This window comes from Bradyrhizobium quebecense, from assembly GCF_013373795.3.
Taxonomy (GTDB): domain Bacteria; phylum Pseudomonadota; class Alphaproteobacteria; order Rhizobiales; family Xanthobacteraceae; genus Bradyrhizobium; species Bradyrhizobium quebecense.
The window spans coordinates 7,890,747-7,914,937 of sequence record NZ_CP088022.1 but is presented as its reverse complement, the minus strand read 5'-3'; the positions used below and the strand labels follow the sequence as shown (position 1 = coordinate 7,914,937).

Genomic DNA, 24,191 nt, shown 5'->3' with positions numbered 1-24,191 from the left:
CCGACCGCGTAAGCCGGGGCTGCGCACAAGGCGCTGGCGATTCCGGGAAAGCGACATTTGCATTGTGCTGTCGCTTTCCCCGGCTACGCCCCCTCGCGCGTCACCTGCCGGACGAGCCCGTCGCATCGCCGAGCCCGATGACCTGGAAGGCGCTGTTCTCGTTGTAGCTCTGCTTTTCGCGCGGTTTGCGCTGCTGCTCCGGCGGATCCTGCGGCGGGCTCCCGTCACCGCCGCCATAGCCGAGCACTTCCACGATCACGACCGACGGCTGGTCATTGTTTTTTGGCGGCGGCGCCGCGGCCTGCTGGCTGGCTGCGGTGGTGTTTGACGCTGATGTCAGTGCCCCGACCGGCGGCCCCTGCACCGTCGGAATGCCGGTCGAGGTACCCTGCACCTGGATGTTGGCGGCGTTGACCACCTGCAGCGCGGCGAGGTTGACGTTGCCCGAGACACGGATGCCGGCCTCGCCCGCATCGATGGTGCCAAGCGGCGCGATCAGGTCGACGTCGCTCGGCGGCGTCCCTGGAATGGGGGCGAGCGTCGCGATGCCGGCACCACTGGCCGGTGCCGCCGGCGACAGTGTGATATTGCCATACGCGTCATAGGTGCGCAGCGGCGGCGTATAGATCACCGTCGTCTTCGAGCCGCGGCCGGCGTTGATGTCGCCGGTCGCCGACCAGGCGAGAATGTTGCCGCCGAAGGTCGTCATGATGCGGCTCTGGCCGAGCAGGATGCTGCCGAGCGAATAGATGTCGATCGGGCTGTTGCGCCCCTGCGTGATCAGGCCCGCACCAGCGCCCGGCGTCACGCCCTCGACCCCGATGATCGTCTGCCCTCCCGGATTGAGCATCTGGATGTCCCCGCCGAACTGCGTTTGAATTACTGCATCGGCCAGATACGTCGTGCCGTCGCTCCTCTTGGCGACGCCGCTGAACATGGTGATCTTGCCCAAATACGCCAGCGGATTGCCTTGTGCATCCTGATCCGGGAAAAGGGTGGCAATCGCCTGGCGACCGCGCAAATAGCTGTTGTGGCGACTGCTGTCCTCGTTGTTGTACTCGCGGCCGCTTTCCTTCAGCTCGGTATAATAGAGCTGCCGGACGAAGACGCCCTGCTGCTGCACCGGCAAGGTCAGGAGGAAGGCGAGTGCATCTTCCTTGGCGCCGGTGAAGACGTAGGACTGGCCGTTGTACGAGTAATTCCGGCTCGGCGAGAAACGCTCGCGCAACCAGTCGTACAATTCGTCGGCGTAGGTCTTGGCGACCTTGCCGCTGCCAGCGAGCGGCGTACCGTCGCCGGGAACCTGGTTGGCGGCGTTGAAATACAGCCTGGCGAAATCGGTGTAGTCAGGGCCGCTGGCGCCGACACCGGCGATCGTGACGATGCCCGCACCGCCCGCGGTGTTGGACTGATTGATGATATCGCCCGCGCTGAGCAGTGAGCCGTAATAGCCCTGGTACAGGTTGCGACCAGCCTGTAGCTGAAGCAGGCCGGGACCGACCACAGTGACCGATTGATAGAAGATGTCACGGCCGGCCTGCATCAGCGAAATGTCGTCCGGTCCGGTGTTCAGGAACACACTGGGCACGGGACCGGTGCCGACGATATCGCGGCCGGCAATGACCTCGAAGGGCTTGGCAGCGATATACCAGGTGCCGTGGGTGGGATAGAAATACTTGCCCCGATCGGGGTTCTCGGGCAGCGCCTGGCCGAGGGTGAGATCGACGATGTCGATGCCCGCGTAGACCAAGGCCGGCCGGTTATCACCTGCATGCAGGTTGGAGATCGGCAGATCCTCTCCGAAAGCGATTGGACTGATGGGATTGATCCGATTGGCGGCGTTCGCCCACGCGTTGCTGGTGCCGGCGCCGCCGGTGCCGCTGGAAAAGACGGGATTGAACGGCGTCGCCAGCGTGCTCATGTCCGCGCCCGACATCGCCACGACCTGGTCCGTCCCGTAGACCGAGCCGGCCGCCAGCAGTTCGAGTTGACCGAGAGGCGCCGGCATCAGTTCGATGAACGAATTGCCTCCGCCTGGGCCAGGCTCCGTAAACCGGATGTCGCCGTTGGCGGCCGAGACGATCAGCGTTCCCGGAAAGAAAGCCGTGCCGTTGAAGGAGACTCCACTCAATACGGTCGCATCGCCACCCGCCGCGTAGAGGTTGATCGCGGTCGCCGGCGTCCACAATGTGAAGTTCGATTGCCCGCCACTCATGAGCGTCGTGGTGCCGTCCGCATTGCGTACCGTATACGCAATGCCGTTCAGATCGACCGGCGTCGCCATGCCGACGTCACCCGCGCCGCCGAGCACGAGGTCGCCGCGCGTAACGATGCTGACACTGCCGTCGCCCGGCATGACGAGCGGCCCCGGCGTCTTGAGCGAGCGCTTCAGGACGTTGGGATCAACGGCGCGCGGATCGTACGACACCAGATAGGATCCCCAGGTGTTCGGGGCCAGTGCGCCGACGGACCCGGCACTGACGGTGGTATCGCCACGCAGGTTGGTGAACGAGCCGAAATAGTCTGGCGCCTGACCGTAAGGTGTTGTCGGCACCACCGGATTGAGTCCACCGCCAACCTTCACGACAAGATTGCCGCCACCGGTCTGCACCAGCGTGCCGTTCGGCAGAACACGGCCGGTCGAGACGACCGCCAGATCAAGGGCGGTCGAGCCATTACCTGTCACGCCGGCATTGCCGCCCGCGATCAAAGTCAGGTTGCCGCCGCCGAGCGTACCGATGCCCTGGAAGCCGATCAGTTGCAGAGTGTCCTTGTCGGCGCGGGTCTTCGCGAACGTACCGAAATTGACCCACCAGGCCGCCGGATCGGCGGAGGAGCCGCCCCCTTGCTGCCGGAGCCAGTTGGCCGTGAGATTGGAGTCGGCGAAGCGCGTGTTGCCGTCCGCGATCTGAATGTTGCCGGTGATGTCCTGCTGCGCCGTCAGCAGCAGATCGCCGCCATGTTCGGCGTACCATGCGTGTGAATTGCCGCTGCTGGTGACACCGACGAGGTCGTAGGGATTGCTGCCGTTGCCCGCCAGGATCGGCGTCGCCTGCGTACCGGCCGTATAGACACCGTATGGCGTGGCCTCGCTGAAGCTTGCGCCGGCCAACAGGTCGAGACTGCCGGTGCCGGTGCGCAGCACACTGAAGAACGTGCCGTTGCGCAACGAATTGTAAGCCGGATCGTTCAGTGTCAGGTTACCACACCCGTTGAGCGCCTGTGTCGTTTGCAACGTGCGCTGGTCGGCGGCGGCGAGATCCGCACCCGCGACGAGGCGGATCGATGCGGACAGCGAACCCGGCGCAAGCATCAAGGCCGCTGCCGACGAACCCGAACCGCCGGGGACGCCGGGGGTAACCACCGCTCCAATCGTCGGCAAATGACCTATTTCGAAGAACAGCCACCCAATCCCGGCTTCCGAAGTTCCGACATCCAGGATGGTACCAGCCGGAATAGTGGTCCCTGGGCCATATGAGTGACCAGCGGTATCGACATATGCGCCGTAAGAACTATTTAGACCCTGATAGAAATCATCATTCGGTATTGTCCAATCCGCGGTAAGCATTGCGTTGCCGGTATAACCGTAACTGGCGCTGCTCAGGCCTGTGTCGCTGGCTGACCAGAAAGAAGAAAGCGGATCTGTCGAAAGGTCGATCAGGCGATAGACCGGCGGTGTTCCTGGCGTCGACTTAAATCCATCCGAGATACTTCCCTTAACGGTCAAGTTGCCGCCGGCGCGGATCACGAGCGCCATCGGTTCGCCGGCGCCGTAGCTTGCGGAGGTCGCGTCGCGATTGGCGTTCGGCCCATAGCGGTAGCCTGCAAGATCGAGATCGCCTGACGTCGACAGGTCGCCGCTCGAGGTGATCTGGACGCCCGGCCGCAGATGGTAGGCACTGCCGAAAGCGGACAGACCAGCGACGCGCGTCGCCAATCCCGCGTTACCCAATGCAGCGTTGATGAAGGCCGTGCTCGCAATGTCGTATCCGTCGAGCGTCGCATGGGTGATGGTGCTGCCGCCCGGCAGGTCATAGGTCCAGAACGCGTTGAGCGCGATGCTGTAGGCGCCCTTGATGTTGAGCGGACCTGCCGCGTTGATGGCCATATCACCGGAGGTCTCGCCGGTGCGCTGTGCGTTCAGCACCACGTCGCCATAGGCGACGCCGTTCGGCGTGGTGAGATCCATGGTCGCGCCTGGTGACAGCGTGAGCGCACCGCCCGCCGCGGTCAGTTCGATATGACCGCGGTTCCTCGCCTCGATCGGCTGACCGTAGCTGTCGACCTGCAGCACCGTGCCGTGAACATCGAGCACGGCCGTCGGCGCAAGCGCGAGCCCGTTGCCGGCCGAGAGCCGGATCGTGCCGGGTGCGGCACCGGATGCATCGATGGTGCCGACGATGGACAGGCTGCCGTTGTCGGTGGCGATCGTGACGTTGCTGGCCTTGACGCCGTCGCCGACGACAAGATCGCCATTCCTGATGTCGAAGCCGCGCGCATCGAAGAAGCCGCCCCGGGTCAGGAGCGCATTGAGCGCGGCGAAATCCGAGCTGGACAGCCGGCCGGCGGTGACGCTGAAATCGCCGCTCGCGTAGCCATTTGTTGCCGCCCCGTTGAGCGCACCGCCGAGCGTGACCGGTCCATTCGCCGCCGCGATGCTGATCGACCCGGCACCGGCGTTGGTCGCGGAGACGTCGATCACGGAGCCGGCAAGCTGCGTCAGACCACCCTGCGCGCTGTTGAAGATCGCCGTGCCGCCGAATCCATAGACGGTCGCCGTCTGAATCGTGGACGGCCGACCAGCGAGGTCGATACGGCTTGCGCCGCCGAGTGCGATATCGCCGGTCGCGTTGACGACCAGTTTGCCGCTCGGCAACAGAATCGTGCTGTCGATCCCGACGCTGCCGCCGGTCAGGTCGATCTCGGCGCCGGCCACGGTAGATCCGGCCCCGCTCGGCGCGATGCCCGCGGGCGCGACGACGTTGAGTGCACCGCCTGCGGAATAGGCCATGATCGACTTCTGCATGCCGGTCAGCAGTGGCGTCGTCAGCGTCAGATTGCCGCCGCTGCCGCTCTGGCCGAATACGGCAGCGGGATCGGCGCTCGGCGTCTGGTAGACGAACAGCTTGCCGTTGCCGGCTGAGATGATCCTGGAGTTCCCCGTGATATTGACGTTGCTGAAGCCGTAGATCACGCGGCTCGCGGTTGTGGTGTCGAGCGAGGCGAAGCGGCCGAAGTCGATCTCGTTGGCGACGAGATTGAGCGTGCCGGCTCCCGTGCCCGGACCGCCTGCGGCGATGGCCGGCGGCGTCGCACCGCTGATGCCATTCCACGTGATCTTGTCGGCAGCGATGGTCGAGCTGTCGCCGGCGCCGCCGTAGCCACAGATCGCCGAGGTGTTCAGCACCAAATTGACACCGCTGCCGGTGGCGTCGAGCCCGGCACCGTCGAACAGGTTGACCGAATTCGCCGCGGCAAGCGTGATCGTCTTCAACGCGGGCGCATTGTGCAAGGGATCACCATTGACCAACGTGTTGAACAGCGTCTGGTCGAACAGCAGGCCGGCGGGTGCGCCGCTCGCCGCGATGGTCGCGGCGTCGCCGATGTTGATGGTGCCGACCGCGAGCGCGATGTTGCTCGATCCGAAATGGGCGGTCGGATCGATCGCGGAAGCGCCGTTTGTCACGAACGCCAGCGTCCCTTCGGAATAGAGCGACGAGCCGGCGCCGATCGTGATGGAGCCGTTGCCGACATTCGAGGGCAGGAAGTTGATGTTACCATTGGACAGCGCCAGCACAGTGAACTGGCTGACCGCATAGCTCATGCCGGTGGACACAGAATCGAACGGGACTGCGCCCTGTCCGATGGTACTGAGCGTCACGCCATTACCGACGTTGATATTGTTGCCGATAAAGAACATCTCCCCGGCGGAAAGGGAGACGCCATCGCGGATGAAAAGATCATGGCCGTAGGGCTGATTAAGGAACAGCGTGCCATTCGAGACGAAGACGGTTCCGTTGACCAGGAGGCGCGGCGCTTTGAGCGCATTGAGATCGGCAGCGCCGACCGAGGGACCAGAAAAACCTTGGGTCGGCGCGTCAGCATAGATTTCACCGACATTCAGCAACGCCACCTGGCCGGCGCTACCGCCCGGCGCGCCCTGAAACAGCGCCGTTCCGTCGAAGGTGAGCGCGGCTCCAATCGAGGTTGACCCCGGCATCTCGAACATGATCTGGAGCGTCTTGCCGTCGCTAGGCAGCAGCGGACGCACGCCGCCGAATTGCGCCACGTTGGCAAGCAGGAAATCGCTGTAATTCTGCTCGTTGAATTGCGAGTATTTGCGGACGGAGGTACCCGCGGTGATCAGCGCCGTGACCGGCAGGCTGCCCTTGATCGCGGTGTTGGCGACGCCGGTGGTGACCGAAGCGGCGTAGGTGCCATTGCCGATTGTGATGGGGTTGCCAACCGGCGTCGTGGTGCTGGCCCCGAGCTCCACGCGGTATGCGCCGGGCAGCAGCGCGTAATTGGACGGCAACAGCGTATACGTCCCGGCCGGCAGCCCTGGGACGCCGGCTGGCACGGTGATCTGCTGGCCAATCGCGGGATCACCGGCGCCGTTTTCGAGTACGATCGGCGCGTAACCTGAACCGTAGCCGGGGAGGATGGCGTAGACCTTGTCGCTCGCCTTGCTGACGGGGGTAGCGGGGTTGGCGTTGACGAGCGGCGTATTGATCACATTGACCGAGCCGCCGCGTCCGGAGACGAAGCCCGCGCCGGCGAGGGTGCCACCGCCCGACATATCGAGGATCGCGCCGCTCGCGACGCTGATCGACTGCCCATCCAGAATGATGCCGGACTGCGACCCGTTACTGTTGAAATTGGTCAGGCTGATCGCACGAACAGCGCTGCCGTTGTACGTGTAGGTGACGCCGTCGATCGTGCCGCCATAGGGGATGATCAGGCCAGCCATCGAGACGGAGGTCACGCTGCCGGGCAAAACATCAATATGCGGCGTGTAGACCGGCCAGCCCAGGCCGAAGGTCAAAAGGCCGAGCGGCGCGCGGACGATGCCGCCCTGCTCGATCACCGGCGCTTGGAACGCGAGCTGGCCGAACACGGAGAACGGTGTATCCGGAATGGTGGCGGTGGTGCGTCCGATAGTGAGCGTCGTCGTCGGATCGGAATTTCCACTGCCAGCGATGACGGTGGCAACGGAGTTGGTCGCGGGATAGATCTGTGCGGCAAGAAGCTCGAGATTTCCGCTGGTCGACAGCTGGGTCGCGACCACCCCGGGCATCGACAGGAAGCGGATGTCGCCCTGGCTGACCAGCTTGGTGGTCAGGAATCCCGGCGCGTACATGTTGTTCGGCGAACGCGCCGAAAATCCGATGAGGCCCTGGATGTCGATCTGGTTCGCGTCAGCCTCGAACGTCGCCGTGGTCGGCAAGGCCGCGCCGCCGGGATTGCGGATGCTGCCGCTGACGGTCCCATCGGGGACATTGGCCGTCGCTTCACGAAACAGGATGTAGGGCGCTGACACCTTCACGCTGCCGGCCGTGGTCGGCATCGAGGGATCGACCGGTCCAGTCACCGGAACTCCCGACGTGAACGCTGCCGCGGTCAGCGTCAGGCCGCGGCCCAGCGCCAGCGACACATTGCCGGAGAACTGCATGTAGTCGCCGGAGGTGAGCGTCAGGCTGTCGAACCCGCCGGCCTTCACCATGTCGGCGCTCACCGTGGCCTGACCGAACGCAAGATGCGACGCGCCCATGCCCGGGGCGATATCGTCCGGCAGCGCGGAAGCCGGACGTCCCTGCACCACGGTCATCAGGCTTGGTACGATCACATTGGCCGGCGCCTGGCCGTTGGGGAAGGAATTCCAGTCGAAGGTCGGCGTGGTGAGCGCGATCGAGAGGCTGCCACCGGAAGCATTGCCTCCGCCGGAGAAGGCGTGGATGTCGCCATCGAGATAGAGCCCGCTCTGCGACGCCAGCGTGATGGCGCCGCCATTCGTTGTTATTGCTTGCGGCCGGCTCGACGCTGCGGCACCGCCGGCCGCGAGATCGATTGCGACCTGCGTGCCGTCGGCATTGAGTTCGGCGCCCGGGCGCACGATCACGAAGGCGCCCCCGCCGTTAATGGTGATGGAGCCGCCGTCGGTCGCCCGTCCGAAAGCACGCCCGGATAGATCGGACGCCTGGTACGCCAGACCCGAGACGTCGAGCTTGGCGGCAGAACCGACCCAGACCGACACGCCGCGGCCATTGCCGTTCAGATCGAAGTTCCGCGCCGCCTCGGCCGTCGAACTGTAGGCATCGTTGACCAGATTGATGCTGCCGCCATGCGCGGTGAGACTGCCGAACACGTTGATCTGACCGAACGCGTCGAGCGTGATGCTCTGGCCCGGATCGACACTGACCGAGGCGCCGTCGCCAACCACGATCGCCCCGCCGCTCACGAGCGGACCGGTGCCGGACTTGATGAGCGAGCGCAGCGCGAGGCTCGCGCCGCCGCGCTGGGCGATGGTGGCCTTGACCGGATCCGCGGTGAACAGCGGCGGCGTCCACGTCGTCAACGCCGACGACGGGTCGCTGCCGGCAGCTACCGCATAGCTGTTCGCCGTGAACCGGTAGACCGGCATCGCGGCCGCAACCACGGTGTTGCTGGCGACCACAACGCCCAGCCCGCCGTTGATATCGTAGTTGGAGAAGCCGGCGGTGAAGAATGAGGGATTGAGCGCCGGCGCCGGCGTGATCTCGACCGTCTGTGGCAGCACCACGCCGGCTGGAATAACGGCTCCGACCGGATAAGTCATCGGCGTGGATTGAATTGAACCTGCGGCGTATTTGACTTGATAGGGTGCGACTGGAATGCCGTTCGGGAAGACATTGGATGGAATGACGGTTCCCGCTGGAATGCGACCCGTGCCGCTCCAGCCGGTGATCAACGTGCCGGCCGGGATCACACTGCCCGAGCCCCAATATTGCGTTTGGCCATTGGCGTCCCGGCTCTGCAGGCCGTCCATGCCTTGCGGTATGGTCCAATCCGCACCAGTCGGCGCGGTCGGCGCGGCGGATATCGTGACATCCGCCGGTATCGGCGCGTCGTAGACCAGCGTGGTGAAGTTCAGCGTCAGCGCCGTCGGCAGAGGCTGGCCTGCGGGAATCGTGAACGATTGCCTGAGCTTCACCGCAGCCGGCGCCGGCATGCCGGCCGGCAAGATGCCACCAGCCAATTCGGCGTTGTCGCCGATCAGGATGTTGCCAGGCGTCGAGATCGTCAGCGTGCCGCCACCCGTGACGCCCCAGGCGCGGATCGTCCCGTCGAGAACGAGATTTCCATTGCCCGGCGTTCCGGCATCCTGCTGGGCATTGCCTGCGATAATCGTGACGTTGCCACCCTTGCCGCCTTGCGTCTTGCCGTTGGCAAGAACGGCTCCGCCGGAGGACACGTCGATCACGCTGCCGGCCGCGAGCGTGACATTCTGAAGGGAATTGAACGTGACGTTGCCACCGTCGAGGAAGCCGAGGCCCGACGCGCTGTTCGGATTCGTCAGTGCGTTGACCCACAGGCCGCGCATATCGATGACGGCGCCGGACTCCAGCGTCAGCGCCGCGCCTCCAGCCGCGTTCGTCAGCGTGACGGTACCGTTTGCACCGTTGAGAATGTTGCTGATCGTGACGCTGCCGGACCGCGCAGTGATGCCGGCCGCGACATCGACGGTCGGAGCGATCAGCTTGACCTGCGCGCCCGATGAGAATTGCAACGGCGCATCGATCGCGATCTTGCTGGCCGTGTTGATGTTGAGGCCGCCGAGGCCAAAACTGTTGAGCGTCGGTGCGTCGAAATAGGCCGTGTTGACGCGACCGGCCGGCAGCGCCGAGGTCGGGTCCAGGCCGCCGGCGACCGGCGCAACGTTGCCGAACGACACATCGGTGGTGTAGGCGCCGGCAAGGCCATAGCTGTCATACCGCCCGAGCGCGAGCGTGCCGGCGAGCGGCACGGTGTTCTGCGTCAGCTTGTAGCCGTCGGTGACGCCGGCCGGACGTTTGGTGACCTGCTGCTCGCCATCGATCACATTGGCGAGGATCGCGCCTTCGAACACCGAGGTCGGGGTCGAGAGAACGAGACTGCCGGCGTCGCGGCCCACGGTGTAGCCGTTCTCCCAGCGCGAGCTGCCTTTGCCGAACGGGCTGAGATAGACCTCGACAACGTTCCAGTGCGCGTGATTGACGATGAAGCCATTCGCCACCGCGACATAGGTCAGGTTGGCCGGGGCATTGTCGGCATCGTAGATGCGGCCGTCATTGCCGAGCAGCAGCGTCTGCCGCACATAGCCGCTCTGATACTGCACCGCTCCGCCGGAGATGTTGAAGATCGAGCCGCGCTGCGCCACCACCTCCGGTGCCGACAGGGTGATGGTGCCGCCCACCGCGGTCCATTCGCCGATCTTGTGGCCGGTGTTGTTGAGATAGCCCGAGACCTCGAGCAACCCGCCCGCGGTGTAGTAACGGTCCGTCGCATAGCCGCCGGTGCCGGCCGGCACCAGCGTCAGATCGCGGGCGTCGATCCACAGATTGCTGTTGATGAGCGTGCCGCTATCGCGGTTCTGCGGGCTGTCGCGCAGCTCGTTGCCCTGAACGTTGACCTTGATCGAATTGGCCGACACCGGCAGCACGGTGCCGGTGGTGCCGGAGACATCGATGACCGATCCGCTTTCAGCGAACACGCGCTTGCCGGCTGCGGCCGTCACCTGGCCGCCCTGCGCCATGGTCAGCGAGCCGTTCCTGAAATCGATGGTGCCGCCCGTGACGATCTCGATGCGCGATTGATCGGGCCGATCGGACAGCGTCGAGAGATTGTCGAACTGGCCGGTCGCCAGCAGGTTTGGCTTGGCCGAGGCGATGAGGGCATCGCGCTGCGAATTGAGCGCGGTCACGCTCGGATCGATGCCGGACACCAGCGCGGCCGCCGCATCGGTCTCCGGCAGGATCAGGCTGATGCCATGATTGGTCAGCGTGACGCTGCCGGTGGCGTCGGACGCCGAGTTGAGCAGATGGATGGTGCCGCGCTGATTGACCGAGGTGGTGGAGAGCAGGATGCCATCCTGGGTGACGGCATGGCCGGCGAGCGTGATATCGCCCTGCTGGGCGAGAACGAGACCTGTGTTGGTGACCGTCCCGCTGCCGCTCCCGGGATAGAGCACCGGCGCGATCTCGTTGCCGCGCGTGGTCGAGTTCTGGTTGGTGTTGGTGCCGTAGCCGGCACGCAGGATGAAATCGTCGCCGGCCGCGAGCTGGGTCTGCCCCTTCGGCGTGGTGATGGCGCCGGCATTGTCGACCTCGGTGCCCATCAGCAGCACGAAGCCACCGCCCGCCGTGACCGAGGACGGCGCATTGGTGGTGATGAGCGCGCCGCTCTCGACCACGATCTTGCCGCCGGCGCCGGTGAAGCTCGGCAGATAATTGGTGCCGCTCTGGGTCGAATAAAGACCGTTGGCGAGGAATTGGCTGTCGGCGATATTGGCGGTTGATGCGATCAGCGAGCCGACATTGATCTGGCTCGCGCCACCGAAAATGATGCCGTTCTGGTTGATCACCAGCACCTGCCCCGGCGCGGTGATGCGGCCGAGGATCTGGCTCGGTCCGGTATTGCCGACCACGCGATTGAGCGCGGTCCAGTTGCTGGCCTGCTGGTTGAAATCGAGCGTGGTCTGGCTGCCGACGTTGAAGCTCTGCCAGTTAAGGATCGCCTGCGGAGCGGTCTGATTGACCGTGACCGTGGTCTGGCCACCGCTTGCGGCCTGGCTCGGCAGGGCGGCACCTTGCCAAAGGCTCGAGCCGGGCACAGCGCCCGGCGCAACCTGAAGGCCGCCCGGCGCGAGGCCGTTCGGCACCGCCACCTGCGGCAGCGTCGTCGATCGTTGCGAGCCGGCGGCCGCGCTACGCGCGGCGGATTGCGCGGCCTGCAACGCCTGGATGGCCTGAGTCGCCCGCGTCAGCGCGCCCTGGCTTTGCCTCGCGACGTCAGTGGCCTGCTGGGCCGCGGCAGCTGCGGCATCGCTGGCGATCGCCGGCGCGGAGCTTGTCGTCGCGAAATTGCCGAATGGACGCGCGGATGCGCCCTCAAGCCCGCTCAGCAGCAACGCCAGCGTGCTCGTTCCCGCGAGCAGCATGGAGCGGGATGCCAATCGGATCCGCTGCCGCGACGGAGGCGGCGCGACCCGACGCGGATCGAGGCGAGGACGGCGGGCAACGCGCTGACGAGACGGCATAGGAGGTCCCCTGGGAACAACGGACGGAAAGATGCGCGGATCGGATCCGCGCAGGTGCTCGTCACACGGCTTGACCGTATGCCAGGCTTCTCGTCTCCAAGGACGCCATTTGATCGGCGGGACCGAACGACAAAATCGCGGGCTGCATCACAATTCCTACGCAGACATGATGCGCGCTTTCATGGCTCGCTCGACATCAGCTCAGCAGCACGATGCCGCCGGGCAGATGTCGCGCCTTCGCGCCAAAAATTTGCTGGAACATGGTCAGGATGCCATCGACATTGTCGATTCGGAACCGGCCGTTGACGAGACGGCGTTCCAATTCCGCGTTCGTCACCATGACCTTGCCCGATCGGTAACGGTTGATTTCCGTCACGACGTTGCCGAGCGGAGCGTCATGAAAGATCAGCATTCCGTCGCGCCAGGCTGTCACATCGGCGGGATCGACCGACATGGGCGCTGCGAGACCAAGCGCTGCGTAGCTGACCTGTTGCCCCGCATGCAGCGCCGCGACGGAGCTGTGACGGGTGACCCGGACCTCGCCATCGAGACAGGTCACGCAGGTGCTGCGCGGCTCATGACGGACGTTGAACTGCGCCTGACGCGCACTCATCTCGCCGTCGCCGGCAACCACGCGCACCTCGCGACTTGCGGAGGCCGCCGCGATCACGGCTTCCCCGGTCAGAATCTCGATGCGATCCTGGCTGTTGTCGCCCGAGTGAACATTGACGCTGGTTCCGGTGTTCAGCGTCACCTTGACGCCGCCATCGATCGTGAGCTTGCGCTGCTCGCCGGCGGCGGTGCGATAATCCGCCATCACATCCTGCAGCGACGGCCACAGCTGCAGCGGAGGCGACACCACGAGATATGCGGCGGCCGACGTCGCCAGCGCGCCTCCGAGCATCGCCCGCCGCGTCATGCGCGGCTGCCGCCGGACGTCCGCCAGCATGGAATCGCCGCGCCGCTTCAACAGGTTGGCGCCGGCCGGGCCGAGCTGATCCCAGAGCAGGCTGGCCTGCGCCAGCGCCTGCGAATGGGCGCTGCTCTGGCTTCCCCAGTGCCTGGTTTCCTCGATGTCCCGCCGGGTAGCCTGCCCCGAACCAAGCCGCTGGACGCGCTCAAGCGCCTCGCTCTCGATCGCGGTCAGCTCCTCCGACGGTTCGTCGCTACGTGTCATCGATCGGGCGTTTCCCTTGGCAGCACGTCCATCCAAATACGCAACACTCTGACGCTCTCCTATCAGGACGTTTCCCGCGGCGCCGGACCGAAACGCCTTGTGACCTTTTTGTTAAACCGCTTGGCGCAATGCTCGAGCGCAGCTTTCAGCTCAAGCTCCACCAAACGCTGCGAGACCCCGAGACGCGCGGCGATTTCCCGGAGCGGCGTGCCTTCCAGGCGGGATGCGAGCAGGATCGTCCGGCGACGCGGGGTGAGCTCCTCAAGCACCTGCTCCAGATGCGCAATCTGCTCCCGCGATTCGACCTCGCGTTCCGGGCCGGGCGCCGCGTCGGCGATCTCGAGCATCGGCTGTACCTCGAACCGCTTGATGCGGCGCGTCTCCTGGCGCTCCCGGCTGATCGCAAGATTGAGCGCGCTGCGCAGCAGATAGCCGATCGGGCTGTCCACCACGCCCGGGCCGTTCTTGTCGCGAAGGTGCAGCCACGTCTCGTGAAGGGTCTCGCGGGCTCTTTCATCGCCGAGACGCCGCGCGAGGCGGCGGCGAAGCTCGTCGTAGCGCGCGACGAGCACCTGCCGAAGCGTGGTCGACGTGGTTTCCGTCATCGCGCGACCAGTCCCGGGCGCCTCGGGTCACGCGCGGCACAGTCGCCGGTCTCGGAAGGCGGCCGCGGCGAAACCGCCATCATGACGGGCTGCGGCATGTCCGGCGGCGGCGGTCGGCCGATGACGACAGCACGCAACAGGGCGGCGATCGCCTGGTCACGCGCGCTGTCATCGGTCGAGCCGAGCAGCTGGGGCTGCAGCACCTCGCCGGCATGCCCGATCCAGAACTTGAACTTGATCCGATAGCCGCCCGGCGCGGTCAGCGCTGACCGGCAGAATCCTTCCTCAATGCTGCTCTGGACGGACGCAAGATATGGCATGAAGCCACGTATCGACGCCGTCTGCGACGCGGTGGCCGCAGGCACAATCGTGAAGGCGTTCGCCGCGGCATAGACCGCGACCAGACCGGTTCCTTCGAGCAGGAGCTGCAACGCCATGTCGGGCGTCATCGATCCCTTGACGGCCTGCGCGCGGCGTGCCCCGGCCAGGGTGGCGTCGTAAACGACCTGAAGACCGGTGGCCGCGCTGTAAGCATCGAGCGCGGAGACCAGAGGCTGGCTGCCAATATCGAAGTCGACCGTTGCCGGCGTCCGAACTGATTCAAGGCTTGCGGCCATCGTTACCGTCTGGATATTCCCGGCAACGAGAGTGCCTATGACCAGGCCAAGAAAGCGCTGCCACATCCGATCATGCTTCGAGCGCAGCCCGATCTTCCGACCCATTGAACAAAGTGCATGAGGCGCCGCCTTGATCCTCAAGCCCAGCCGAACAGCACGATCTATCGGTGATCGATAGAGCTGTTCGTCAAACCCCGCGGCAGGCGCAACATAGAAACAGATTGTGACAATCTGCTAACAAGGGCGGAGACCTCGCGCCGGCCGCACCTTGCGCCGTCGCAGCCGGCGCAAGCCGATCACGATACCGCTGATCGAGACGATCGTGCCGACCGCCGACAGCAGCCAGACCACGACATCGCGCGCCGGCCAGACGCGCAGCAGAACGGAAAAATCCAGGCTGTGCAGCGCATTGAACAGCCAGCGATAGGACCGGCGGCTGCCGTCGCTGCGGTCGAGGATCTCGGCGGTGACCGGAGAGATGTGCAGCCAGGTGTGGGCGGGATCGTCGAAGCCGATCCGCAGAACGGGAAGCTCGCGCGCTTGGTGCAGCGTGTACCAGTAGGCGTCCGGTTCATCGAGCTGCCGCGCCGATATCATCGCAGCTCCCGGCATCGCGCGCCGGGCAGCCGCGACGATCTCGTCCTGCGAGAGCGTCACGGGCGCGCCGGTCACGGGATCCGCGAGGCTGCGACGGCCGCTACTGTCGTCGAGCACCATCAGCCGGCGTCCGCCGATCCAGACGAAGCGCGCCTCCACCGCCGATACCTGCGGCGGCGACTGCAAGCCGGCAACGATATCGGGTGCATCATGGCCGCCGTAGCCGACCGCGATCCCGCGCGTGGGGCCGCGGCCGGAGAACGCGCCGCCGGGATTGAGCGACAACCAGCCACTGAACATCCAGGTGAAGACGAAGATGCCGCCGACGAGGCCGGCAATATGATGCCAGGCCATCCAGCCGCGATAGGGCGAGACGGCGCCATCTGCGTAACGGCGCGTCAGCCGCAGGCGCAGAATGCCGATCCAGAATCCGGTGACGGCGACGACGAGGCAGATGCCCGATATCCACAGCACCACGTCCCGCCACAACGGCCCGTCCTTGCGCAACACGGTCGGATAGATCCAGTGCGGGATCGAGCCGAGCCAGTTCCAGACGCGCTCTCGCCGCGTGGTGTCGAGGGCGATCTCGCCGCTGCGCGACGAGACATAAAGTTCGGTGCCATCGGCGTCGCCGAGGCCGATCAGATAGAGCGGCCGCAGCGGATCGAAGCGCGCGGTGACCGTCCATTGATCGCGCGTCACGGTATCGAGCAGTTGCGGCTGCACGGCACGCGGGTGATGCCGGGCAACAGCAAGCGCCTGGTCCGGCGTGACCCGGTCGATGACGCTGCCGTCGATCGCCGAAATGGTGACGGCGGCCCCCTTCCATTCGGTCACGCGATAGACCGGAACGTCGTCCAGCATCGAGAGCCGGAGATCGCGTGGATAATGTTCCGTGCCCGCGATCGCCATCGCACGATCAGGTGCGATCTGTACCTTGCTCCAAACGATGCCAGGGAGCGCGGACAGGCGCTCGTCGTCAGTGAGGCGCGGAAACGCCACGGACATCATGACGAGGCCGGAGATGAACCACATCGCGAAGAAGAGACACGTCGCAATGCCGATCCAGCGATGGACGACATAAAGCCATCGACGCGCTCGCCGGATCAGAGCGTTGCGCATGGTCAGAACTTCACGTTGACGGACAATTCGGCGGTGCGCGGCATGCCGAGCAGCCACTGCCCCGTCCCGTTCGAGGTCACCGCGTAGACCTTGTCGAACAGATTGTAGACGCGGAACGCGACCGTGGTGCGATCATCCGGCTTCCACCTGATGCCGCCATTGACCACATTGTAGCCCGGCCGCAATTGCGTGTTGGCGAGATCGGAGTACATCGCACCGACGATCTGCACGCCGCCGTAGACCGACCAGTTGGGCGCGAAGTCCCAGGTCAGCCAGACGTTCGAGACCTGCTGCGGCACGTTGACCGGAACATTGCCATTGTAGCTGACGACCTTTCCGCCGACCACTTGGCTGTTGTTATCGTATCGGGCGCGCAGCAGCGCAAGATTAGCGTCGACGCGCCAGCCGTCGTTCAGCGCGAGCCCGATCGTTCCTTCGACCCCGCGGGATGATTGCTGGCCGATTTGCAGTGCAAGGCCGGCGGTTGGATTGCTGGGATCGGGAATGGTCAGGCCGGTCTTGACGATCTCGTAAGCAGCCAGCGTCCACTCGCCGCGGCTGCCCCAGAACGACTGCTTGACGCCGATTTCGGTCTGCTTGCCGGTCGCGAGTTGGAAGGTTTTCTGCGAGGTCGACAGCGAGATCAGGTTGCTGACCGGATCGACGCCGACCGCGTACTGACCATAGAACGCGAGGTCCTTGATCGGCTCGTACACCAACCCGGTTCGCCAGCTGGTGCCCGACAGCGTGGTTTCAAAACTGTTCGCCGGCGTCTTGTAGTCGGTGCGATCGACCTCGGGACGATCGTACCGGACGCCGGTGACGAGCGACAATTGATCGGTCAGCGACAGGCGATCTTCGGCGAACAGCGCGTATTGATTGACGATCGCGTTGAAGCCCGGCGTCGTCGCCGTGGTCGTCGCGAAGAACGATCCGGGATCGAACACGTAAGGATTGACCGTCGACGCGCCGCCATAGGGCGAATTGTTGGTGTGGGTGAAGTCGATCCGGTTGACGTCGAATCCGGCGACAAACTGGTTTGCAAGTCCGAAGACGTGACCGCTGAAGGTCGCATCCATCCGGTTGCCGAGTTGCTTCTGGTCGTGGAAGATCTCGATGTAGCTGGAGCGGTCGATCAGCTGGGTCTTCGGATTGAAGGTGTAGTTTTCGATATCGCGCCAGTGCCGCTCGCTGGTCAGGTAATACAGCGTATTGTTGATCTTGATGCCGTCGGCGACGCCCCACTCGGTCTTGAACTGGGTCCAGCTGTCCTGGTAGCGGATCGCGCTGTCCAATGCGTTGTAGTTCTTGAAGCGCAGCGCGTCCTGGATCGAGCCGTTGATCAGCGGCGTGCCGAAATAGCGCGACGGGCTGCGGTCGCCGTAATCTTCCGAGAGCGTGAAGGCGAGATTGTCCGACGCCTGCACCCGCACGGCGGCGGAGACCACCGCATTCGATGTCTTGTCGCGATCGACCCAGCCGTCCGACATGTTGCCCGTGGCGTTGATGCGGTAGGACACATTGGGATTGATCGGACCGGTGCTGTCCACCGACAGCCGTCGCGTCATGTTGCTGTCGAGCGAGACCTCGGCCTCGTTGTAGGGCGTGCCCTGCGGCTTTTTCGGAACGACGTTGATGACACCGCCGATCGCGCCCTCGCCGTACAGCACCGAGGCCGGACCGCGCAGCACTTCAACGCGTTGGGTCGACCAGGTGTCGTAGGGGAACGTCAGGGTGCCGGAGCCGATATAGAAGCGCGTGCCGTCATACAGCGTCATCACCGAGTTGCTGCCGGCAAAGCCGCGGGTGCTGAACGACAGGCCGCCATTGCCGGGCGCCGGCGTTGCGATGAACCCGGCCGCATTCTGCGTGACGGCATCAAGCACATTGTGCTGGCCGCGTTCGGCGATGGTCTGCGCCGTGATGATCTCGACGCTGGCCGGCGTCTGCAGCGGCGTCAGATTGAGGCGACTGCCGGTGCCTCCCTGTATGGTGGCGTTGAGCGTCGGCGATGCCGATCCCGATGCGCCCGACGCCGCGGGGCGCGGCGCGCCAGCGGTTGCCGCAGCCGTTGCAGGTCTGGCGCGCGGCCGCGACGACGTCGCCGAGTTGCGGCTTCGCGCCGCGGGCTTGGGCTCTGCGGATGTCGAGGGTGCGACCTCGATCGGATCGAGCGTCGTGGGTGGAGACGTTTGTGCCGAACCTTCAGCCGGCAGCAGCAGCGATGACAGGGAGCAAACGAGACCGAGGCGCCAACGGCGCGCGGCGGGAGAGGACGGAGACATGAAAGGACTCGCGGTAACGTGGCACGTCACCGCGAACGCGGACTGGCGCATTGCCCCAAAGGCAGTGCTCCGATCCCACCAGGACGCCCCCGCCCGATGTGCTCGCGTGTGACCACGACTGACGGCAGGTCTCCTGGCTCACGGGTCATCGCCTGTCGACGCCTTCCCGGGCTTGATAGCCCAGTGGCAAATTGACGAAAGGCTCGCCGTTTACAGTTGCGGGGACAGCTGCGGCATTGGGGTTACCCTCGCACCGCATTCCCTTTTGATCCCCGAAGGGAACCGTCGGCAGAAACGATAGGTGGTGCGGGATAGGCTGTCAATTCGATGCGATTGTCGCACACATGCTTTGCGGGATGATGCTGCTGCGATGACACAGCGACAGCGCGGGCCGACGCGAGGATTCTCTATTCCGTCATCCTGTGGTGCGAGCGGAGCGAGCCTCGAAGGATGCACGGCCACGCTGACGGCCGTCGACCCTTCGAGACGCGCTTCGCGCTCCTCAGGGTGACGGGAAACTGGCTTCGCATCACCCTGCTTCGACACATCCCTGCATCACCTCATCGATCTCGGCCCGCGACAGAGCGCCCATCTCGGCGATGAACACGATTCGCGTGCGTGGCACGCCGGGTGCCGGCACGCCGCCCGCGGCCAATGTCGCGCGGCCGCCGGCGAGTTGAAACACCGTCAGCCGTCCGGGCTGCTCCACCGTCTCGAACAATCCCTTCGCCCGCGCCAGCTTCGGCGCCAGTTTACCGATTGCCTGCTGCAAGCGCGGCAACCGCACCGGCCGCTCCGATGTCCAGCTCAGCGTCTCGAACCGGTCCGCTACCGGCCGTCGCGGCGCGGTCTCGCGCGGCGCTGGCAACTGATCGAGGTCCGCGGGAAACAACAGCGCTGCCGGCACCTCGCCATGCAGCGCATCGACGACCACGGCCGCCGGACGCACTGCCCGCACCGCATCGCGGATCACGGCGCACGCGGCTGCATCGGCCAGATCGACCTTGCTCAGCGCCACCACATCGGCCGCCCGCAACTGCGAGCGCAGCAGCGCATCGTCCAGCGCGGCCACCGGCTGCGTCGCGTCGACCACGCACAGCACGGTCTCGAGCGGCGCCTCCTTCCAGATCACCGGGTCCATCAGGTTGCGCACGATGTCGGCGGGATCGGCGATTCCGCTGGTCTCGATCACGATGAATTCGGGACGCGGATCGCGCCGCAGCAAGGTTGCGAGCGTGCGCAGCAGATCGCCCTCAAGTGTGCAACAGATGCAGCCATTGCTCAGGCTGACCACGCCATCGCTGGCGCCGGCGATCAGCTCCGCGTCGATATTGATCGCGCCGAAATCGTTGACCACGGCGGCGATGCGCCGGCCTTGCGCATGCGCCAGCAGATGGTTGACGACCGTGGTCTTTCCCGCCCCGAGAAAACCCGCGACCAGCAGGATCGGGACCGGCACCTCAGCCCCCGGTGACGGGCCGGCGCACCGGCCGGCCGGGCCGTGCCGCGACATCGAGCACGCCATCATTGATCAGCGGCTGGCCGCTGACCACGAGATGCCGCACACCTTCCGCCGGGCGGTTCATCGCGGAGAAGGTCGCGCGGTCGCTGAGCGTCTCGAAGTCGAACGCCACGACGTCGGCATCGGCGCCGACCTGCAACCTGCCCTTGGCGCGCATCGCCGGCGTGCTCGCGGACAGAATCTCGGCCGGAATCAGCGCGCATTTGCGGATGCCCTCCAGCAGCGACACCTTCCGGCGCTCGCGCACCCATTCGCGGATGAAGCGGGTGAAGCAGCCGGCCGAACGCGGATGCGAGGTGGCATCATCAGGCAGCGGCCAAGCGTCGCCGGTGTAGGGGCGACCGTCCGACAACGTCCACGGCATCGCGTCGGACGCGATCGCACCGCCCGGATACAGCACCGCCATGTCGAGCAGATCGCGATGATGCGCGTTGTTCTCGATATCGAGCACATGCCACAGCACCAGCGTCGAGGGTTCCGCGGCCTGCGCCGCCAGCAGCTCCTCGCGGCTGCCGAAGCGGTGACCGTCGGTCACGCGCTGCACCGAATCGTAGCCGAGGCCGTTGCGCTCCTCGAATTTGGGATCGCTGAAGAAGGTCGCCGCCAGCACGGTCGAGCCGGTGCCGTAGGGATAGGCCTCCACCGTGATCGGCAGGCCCTGCGCCTGCGCCTTGGCGATCAGCGCAACGCAGCGCTCGATATCCGTCTTGCTCGACGAGTTGAAATGGCAGATGTGCATGTGCGCGCCGGTGGCGCCGGCATAGCCGATCAGGCGGATATAGGCCTCGGCCGCGCTCTCGGGATCGATGCGGGACATGTAGGCGACGTGGGTGAAGGTCGGCACCGCATGATCAGCGGCGAGCTGGCACACCGCGGTCAGTTCCTGCACGCCCGCGCCCGGCGCATAGGCGTTGAGAATGCCGATGCCGATGCCGCCCTCATTCAGTCCGTTGGCAAGGCGCGCGAGGATGCCGCCGACCTCGCTCTCAGTCGCCACGTTCTCGATCCAGCGGCGATCGCGCATCGCTGCGCCGAATGATTCCAGCGAGCTTTCCGCATTCGAGCCGGTCATCGCGCCGATCCGCGCGAACGCCCAGTTGGCAGCCGCGCCGTAGTTCAGCACCCGCCCCTTCTCGGCCTGGCGTTTGTACCAGGATGCCACCGGCAGCACGCCGGCCTCGAGATCGAGCGATGTCGTCACCCCATCGAACGCCTGCATGCGATCGGCCGGAATGGTCTGGCCATGCGCGTGCAGGTCGATGAAGCCGGGCGCCACCACGAGGCCGGTGGCGTCGATCTGCCGCTCCGCGCCGCCGAGCCCCGTGCCGACCGCGGCGATCTTGCCGTCGACGACGGCGACGTCGCCGATCGCGTCCATCCCGCTGGCCGGATCCACCACCCGGCCGCCGCTGATCACCAAACCACCCATCTCGCCACTCCCCGCATTGTCCGACACCGGCCGATCTCTTTTCGAGCACAGAGAAGCGCATCGCACTCATCGCAGCAACCCGGCAAGGGGTCGTGGCGACATGTTCTGACGGAATATCCGCCGCGCCGTGATGGCGATTGCAGAGAGCCCCTCGTTACGTTCCGGTTGCACGCCGCGACGGCAGCCCCCGCCAAAGATCGTTGCCGGGTTTGATGCGGCTCGCCACGAGTTTCGGCGGCGTGCGGTCCCTGGCGATCGCCGCTTCGACCGCGCGCTTGAGCCTGACATTGTCGATTTGCACCAGGAATCGCCGGATGACGGCATCCTGATCCGCGCCCTGACCGGAGATCGCCGCGCACAGGTCCGCGGTCGTCCGGCGGAAGAAGTGGAAGGCGTCATCGGCCGCGCCGCCCAGCCGATCGACCTCGCCGGCCGCATTAAGCGCCTGCATCCGATCGTCGTCGTCGAGCGTCACTGCGAAGCGCAGCACGGCAAGCTGCCAGGCACGGAGCAGCCTGCTCTCGGGTTTGGTCGCGTCCTCGCGCATCAGTCGAACACCCCGCGCGCCGATGCCCCTTCGGCCGTCGAAGGAGGTCAGGCGCGGCGCGACTATCCTTGCGCGGGAATAGGTTTTCGAGGGGAGCACGCGCTCGATCGCATAGGAATCGCATAGGCGGAGCGCACAGGGTCCCAATTCGTTCAAATCCCCTCGAACTGCAGTCGCGCCAGCCGCGCATAGAGGCCGCCCGCGGCGACCAGCTCGGCGTGGGTGCCCTGCTCGACGATCCTGCCCTGGTCCATCACCAGGATGCGGTCGCAGGACAGCACGGTCGCCAGGCGATGCGCGATCACAAGCGTGGTGCGATGGCGCATCAATTCCTCCAGCGCGGTCTGCACCAACGTCTCGCTCTCGGCGTCGAGCGCCGAGGTCGCCTCGTCGAGCAGCAGCAGCGGCGCATCGCGCAGGATCGCGCGCGCGATCGCGATGCGCTGGCGCTGGCCGCCGGACAGCGTCACGCCGCGCTCGCCGAGCTGGGCGTCGAAGCCGTCGGGCAGCCGGCGCAGGAATTCGGTGGCATGGGCGAGCTCGGCGGCGCGCTCGATCTCAGCGTCGGTGGCGTCGGGCCGGCCGAACCGGATGTTGTCGCGGGCGCTCGCGGCGAATACCACGGAATCCTGCGGCACCAGCGCGATCCGCGCGCGCACGTCGGCCGGATCGGCCTGCCGGATCGGCACGCCGTCGAGCGAGATGATGCCTGATTTCGGATCGTAGAAGCGCAGCAGCAGGTGGAACAATGTGCTCTTGCCGGCGCCGGACGGACCGACGATCGCGACCTTCTCGCCGGAGCGTACCTCCAGCGATACGCCGTCGACGGCCAGCGCGTTCGGCCTAGTCGGATAGGCGAAGCTGACATTGTCGAAGCCGACATCGCCCCGCGCGGGCTGCGGCAGTGCGCGCGGCGAAGCGGGAGCCGCGATCTGCGGCCTGACGCGCAAAATCTCGAACAGCCGTTCGGCGGCGCCCGATGCGGCCGAGACCTCGCCCCAGACCTCGCTGAGCTGGCCGAGGCCGCTCGCGGCGAAGGCCGTATAAAGAATGAACTGGCCGAGCCGGCCGGGGCTGATGGCGCCGATCAGCACGTCGTGCGAGCCGACCCAGAGGATCACGACGACGCTGGCGAACACGATGAAAATGACGATCAGCGTCAGCACCGCGCGCGCCTTGGTCGAGCTGCGCGCGGCCTCATAGGCCTGCTCGACCTCGCGGGCAAAGCGCGCCTTGGCAAGCCGCTCGCCGGTATAGGCCTGCACGGTGCGGATCGCATTGACCAGCTCGCTCGCATAGGCGCTGGCATCGGCCAACGTGTCCTGGGCGTGGCGCGACAGCCGCCGCACCCAGCGACCGAACGCGACCAGCGGAATCACGATCATCGGAATCGCGAGCAGCACGAAGCCCGAGAGCCGCGGGCTCGTGATCACCATCATCGCGGCGGCGCCGAAGAACAGCATCACATTGCGCAGCGCGATCGACACCGAGGCACCGACCGCGGACTTGATCTGCGTGGTGTCGGCAGTGAGCCGCGACACCAATTCGCCCGACCGTGCGGAATCGAAGAACGAGGGCGACAGCGAGATCAGATGCGCGAACACGTCGCCCCTGAGATCGGCGACGATGCGCTCTCCGATCGTCATCACGAGGTAGTAGCGCGAGGCGCTGGCACAGGCGAGCACAGCGACGACCGCGAGCATCACGCTGAAATAGCTGTTGATCATCGCGATGCCTTCGGGCGTGAAGCCGAGGTCGATCATCCGCCGCACCGCGACCGGCACAATCAGCGTGGTGATCGCCGCGATCGTCAACGAGATCAGCGCGAGGATCGCCCGTCCCTTGTAGCGCGCCACATAGGGCGCGAGCGCAAGCAGGGGCCGCAAGCGGGCACGGCTCTTCGCCGGCTCGGTGATCTGGCTCTCGATGAAGGCCTCCTCATCGAGCAACGCATCACGCGGCGGCTCGGGGGGGCCGCGAGGGGGCTCAAGCTGTTCGGCTACACTCATATATCTA

Annotated in this window: 10 protein-coding genes and 1 riboswitch; all 10 genes read right to left on the bottom strand. The window is 65.7% G+C overall.

Annotated elements, in window-relative coordinates; translation table 11 throughout:
- Nucleotides 1-100: 100 nt before the first annotated feature.
- The 10 genes from HU230_RS37785 to HU230_RS37740 all read right to left on the bottom strand — a co-directional run bounded on the left by HU230_RS37785 (nucleotide 101) and on the right by HU230_RS37740 (nucleotide 24,184).
- Nucleotides 101-12,190 carry a filamentous hemagglutinin family protein gene (locus HU230_RS37785; protein ID WP_176533856.1) on the bottom strand — a complete coding sequence of 4,030 codons (12,090 nt, stop codon included), beginning with the start codon at nucleotides 12,188-12,190 and terminating at the stop codon, nucleotides 101-103.
- 280 nt (nucleotides 12,191-12,470) lie between these two features.
- Nucleotides 12,471-13,451, bottom strand: a complete 981-nt coding sequence (locus HU230_RS37780; protein WP_176533857.1) for a FecR family protein — start codon at nucleotides 13,449-13,451, stop codon at nucleotides 12,471-12,473.
- 62 nt (nucleotides 13,452-13,513) lie between these two features.
- A complete protein-coding gene (locus tag HU230_RS37775; protein ID WP_176533858.1) occupies nucleotides 13,514-14,056 on the bottom strand; it encodes an RNA polymerase sigma factor in 543 nt (180 codons plus the stop codon).
- Nucleotides 14,053-14,739, bottom strand: a complete 687-nt coding sequence (locus HU230_RS37770; RefSeq protein ID WP_176533859.1) for an STN domain-containing protein — start codon at nucleotides 14,737-14,739, stop codon at nucleotides 14,053-14,055. Before HU230_RS37770 ends, HU230_RS37775 begins: the two co-directional genes overlap by 4 nt.
- Nucleotides 14,740-14,907: 168 nt before the next feature.
- Nucleotides 14,908-16,392 carry a PepSY domain-containing protein gene (locus HU230_RS37765; protein ID WP_176533860.1) on the bottom strand — a complete coding sequence of 495 codons (1,485 nt, stop codon included), beginning with the start codon at nucleotides 16,390-16,392 and terminating at the stop codon, nucleotides 14,908-14,910.
- Between the two features lie 2 nt (nucleotides 16,393-16,394).
- Complete coding sequence (locus tag HU230_RS37760) at nucleotides 16,395-18,677, bottom strand: TonB-dependent receptor (RefSeq protein WP_176533861.1); 2,283 nt, start codon at nucleotides 18,675-18,677, stop codon at nucleotides 16,395-16,397.
- A gap of 106 nt (nucleotides 18,678-18,783) precedes the next feature.
- A riboswitch (cobalamin riboswitch) is annotated at nucleotides 18,784-18,979 on the bottom strand.
- Nucleotides 18,980-19,206: 227 nt separating this feature from the next.
- Nucleotides 19,207-20,136: a CobW family GTP-binding protein gene (locus HU230_RS37755; protein ID WP_176533862.1), complete on the bottom strand. Its 930-nt coding sequence runs from the start codon at nucleotides 20,134-20,136 to the stop codon at nucleotides 19,207-19,209.
- Nucleotide 20,137: 1 nt separating this feature from the next.
- On the bottom strand, nucleotides 20,138-21,628 hold the full coding sequence (locus HU230_RS37750; protein ID WP_176533863.1) for an amidohydrolase family protein: 1,491 nt from the start codon (nucleotides 21,626-21,628) through the stop codon (nucleotides 20,138-20,140).
- Between the two features lie 154 nt (nucleotides 21,629-21,782).
- Nucleotides 21,783-22,175: a hypothetical protein gene (locus HU230_RS37745; protein WP_224943998.1), complete on the bottom strand. Its 393-nt coding sequence runs from the start codon at nucleotides 22,173-22,175 to the stop codon at nucleotides 21,783-21,785.
- 152 nt (nucleotides 22,176-22,327) lie between these two features.
- Nucleotides 22,328-24,184, bottom strand: a complete 1,857-nt coding sequence (locus HU230_RS37740) for an ABC transporter ATP-binding protein/permease (RefSeq protein ID WP_176533864.1) — start codon at nucleotides 24,182-24,184, stop codon at nucleotides 22,328-22,330.
- Between the last annotated feature and the right edge of the window lie 7 nt (nucleotides 24,185-24,191).

Excerpts from the sequence above, each read along its gene's own strand:
- HU230_RS37780 (WP_176533857.1), bottom strand. The coding sequence starts at position 13,451 with ATGACACGTAGCGACGAACCGTCGGAGGAGCTGACCGCGATCGAGAGC.
- HU230_RS37775 (WP_176533858.1), bottom strand. The coding sequence starts at position 14,056 with ATGACGGAAACCACGTCGACCACGCTTCGGCAGGTGCTCGTCGCGCGC.
- HU230_RS37770 (WP_176533859.1), bottom strand. The coding sequence starts at position 14,739 with ATGTGGCAGCGCTTTCTTGGCCTGGTCATAGGCACTCTCGTTGCCGGG.
- HU230_RS37765 (WP_176533860.1), bottom strand. The coding sequence starts at position 16,392 with ATGCGCAACGCTCTGATCCGGCGAGCGCGTCGATGGCTTTATGTCGTC.
- HU230_RS37760 (WP_176533861.1), bottom strand. The coding sequence starts at position 18,677 with ATGTCTCCGTCCTCTCCCGCCGCGCGCCGTTGGCGCCTCGGTCTCGTT.
- HU230_RS37750 (WP_176533863.1), bottom strand. The coding sequence starts at position 21,628 with ATGGGTGGTTTGGTGATCAGCGGCGGCCGGGTGGTGGATCCGGCCAGC.
- HU230_RS37745 (WP_224943998.1), bottom strand. The coding sequence starts at position 22,175 with ATGCGCGAGGACGCGACCAAACCCGAGAGCAGGCTGCTCCGTGCCTGG.
- HU230_RS37740 (WP_176533864.1), bottom strand. The coding sequence starts at position 24,184 with ATGAGTGTAGCCGAACAGCTTGAGCCCCCTCGCGGCCCCCCCGAGCCG.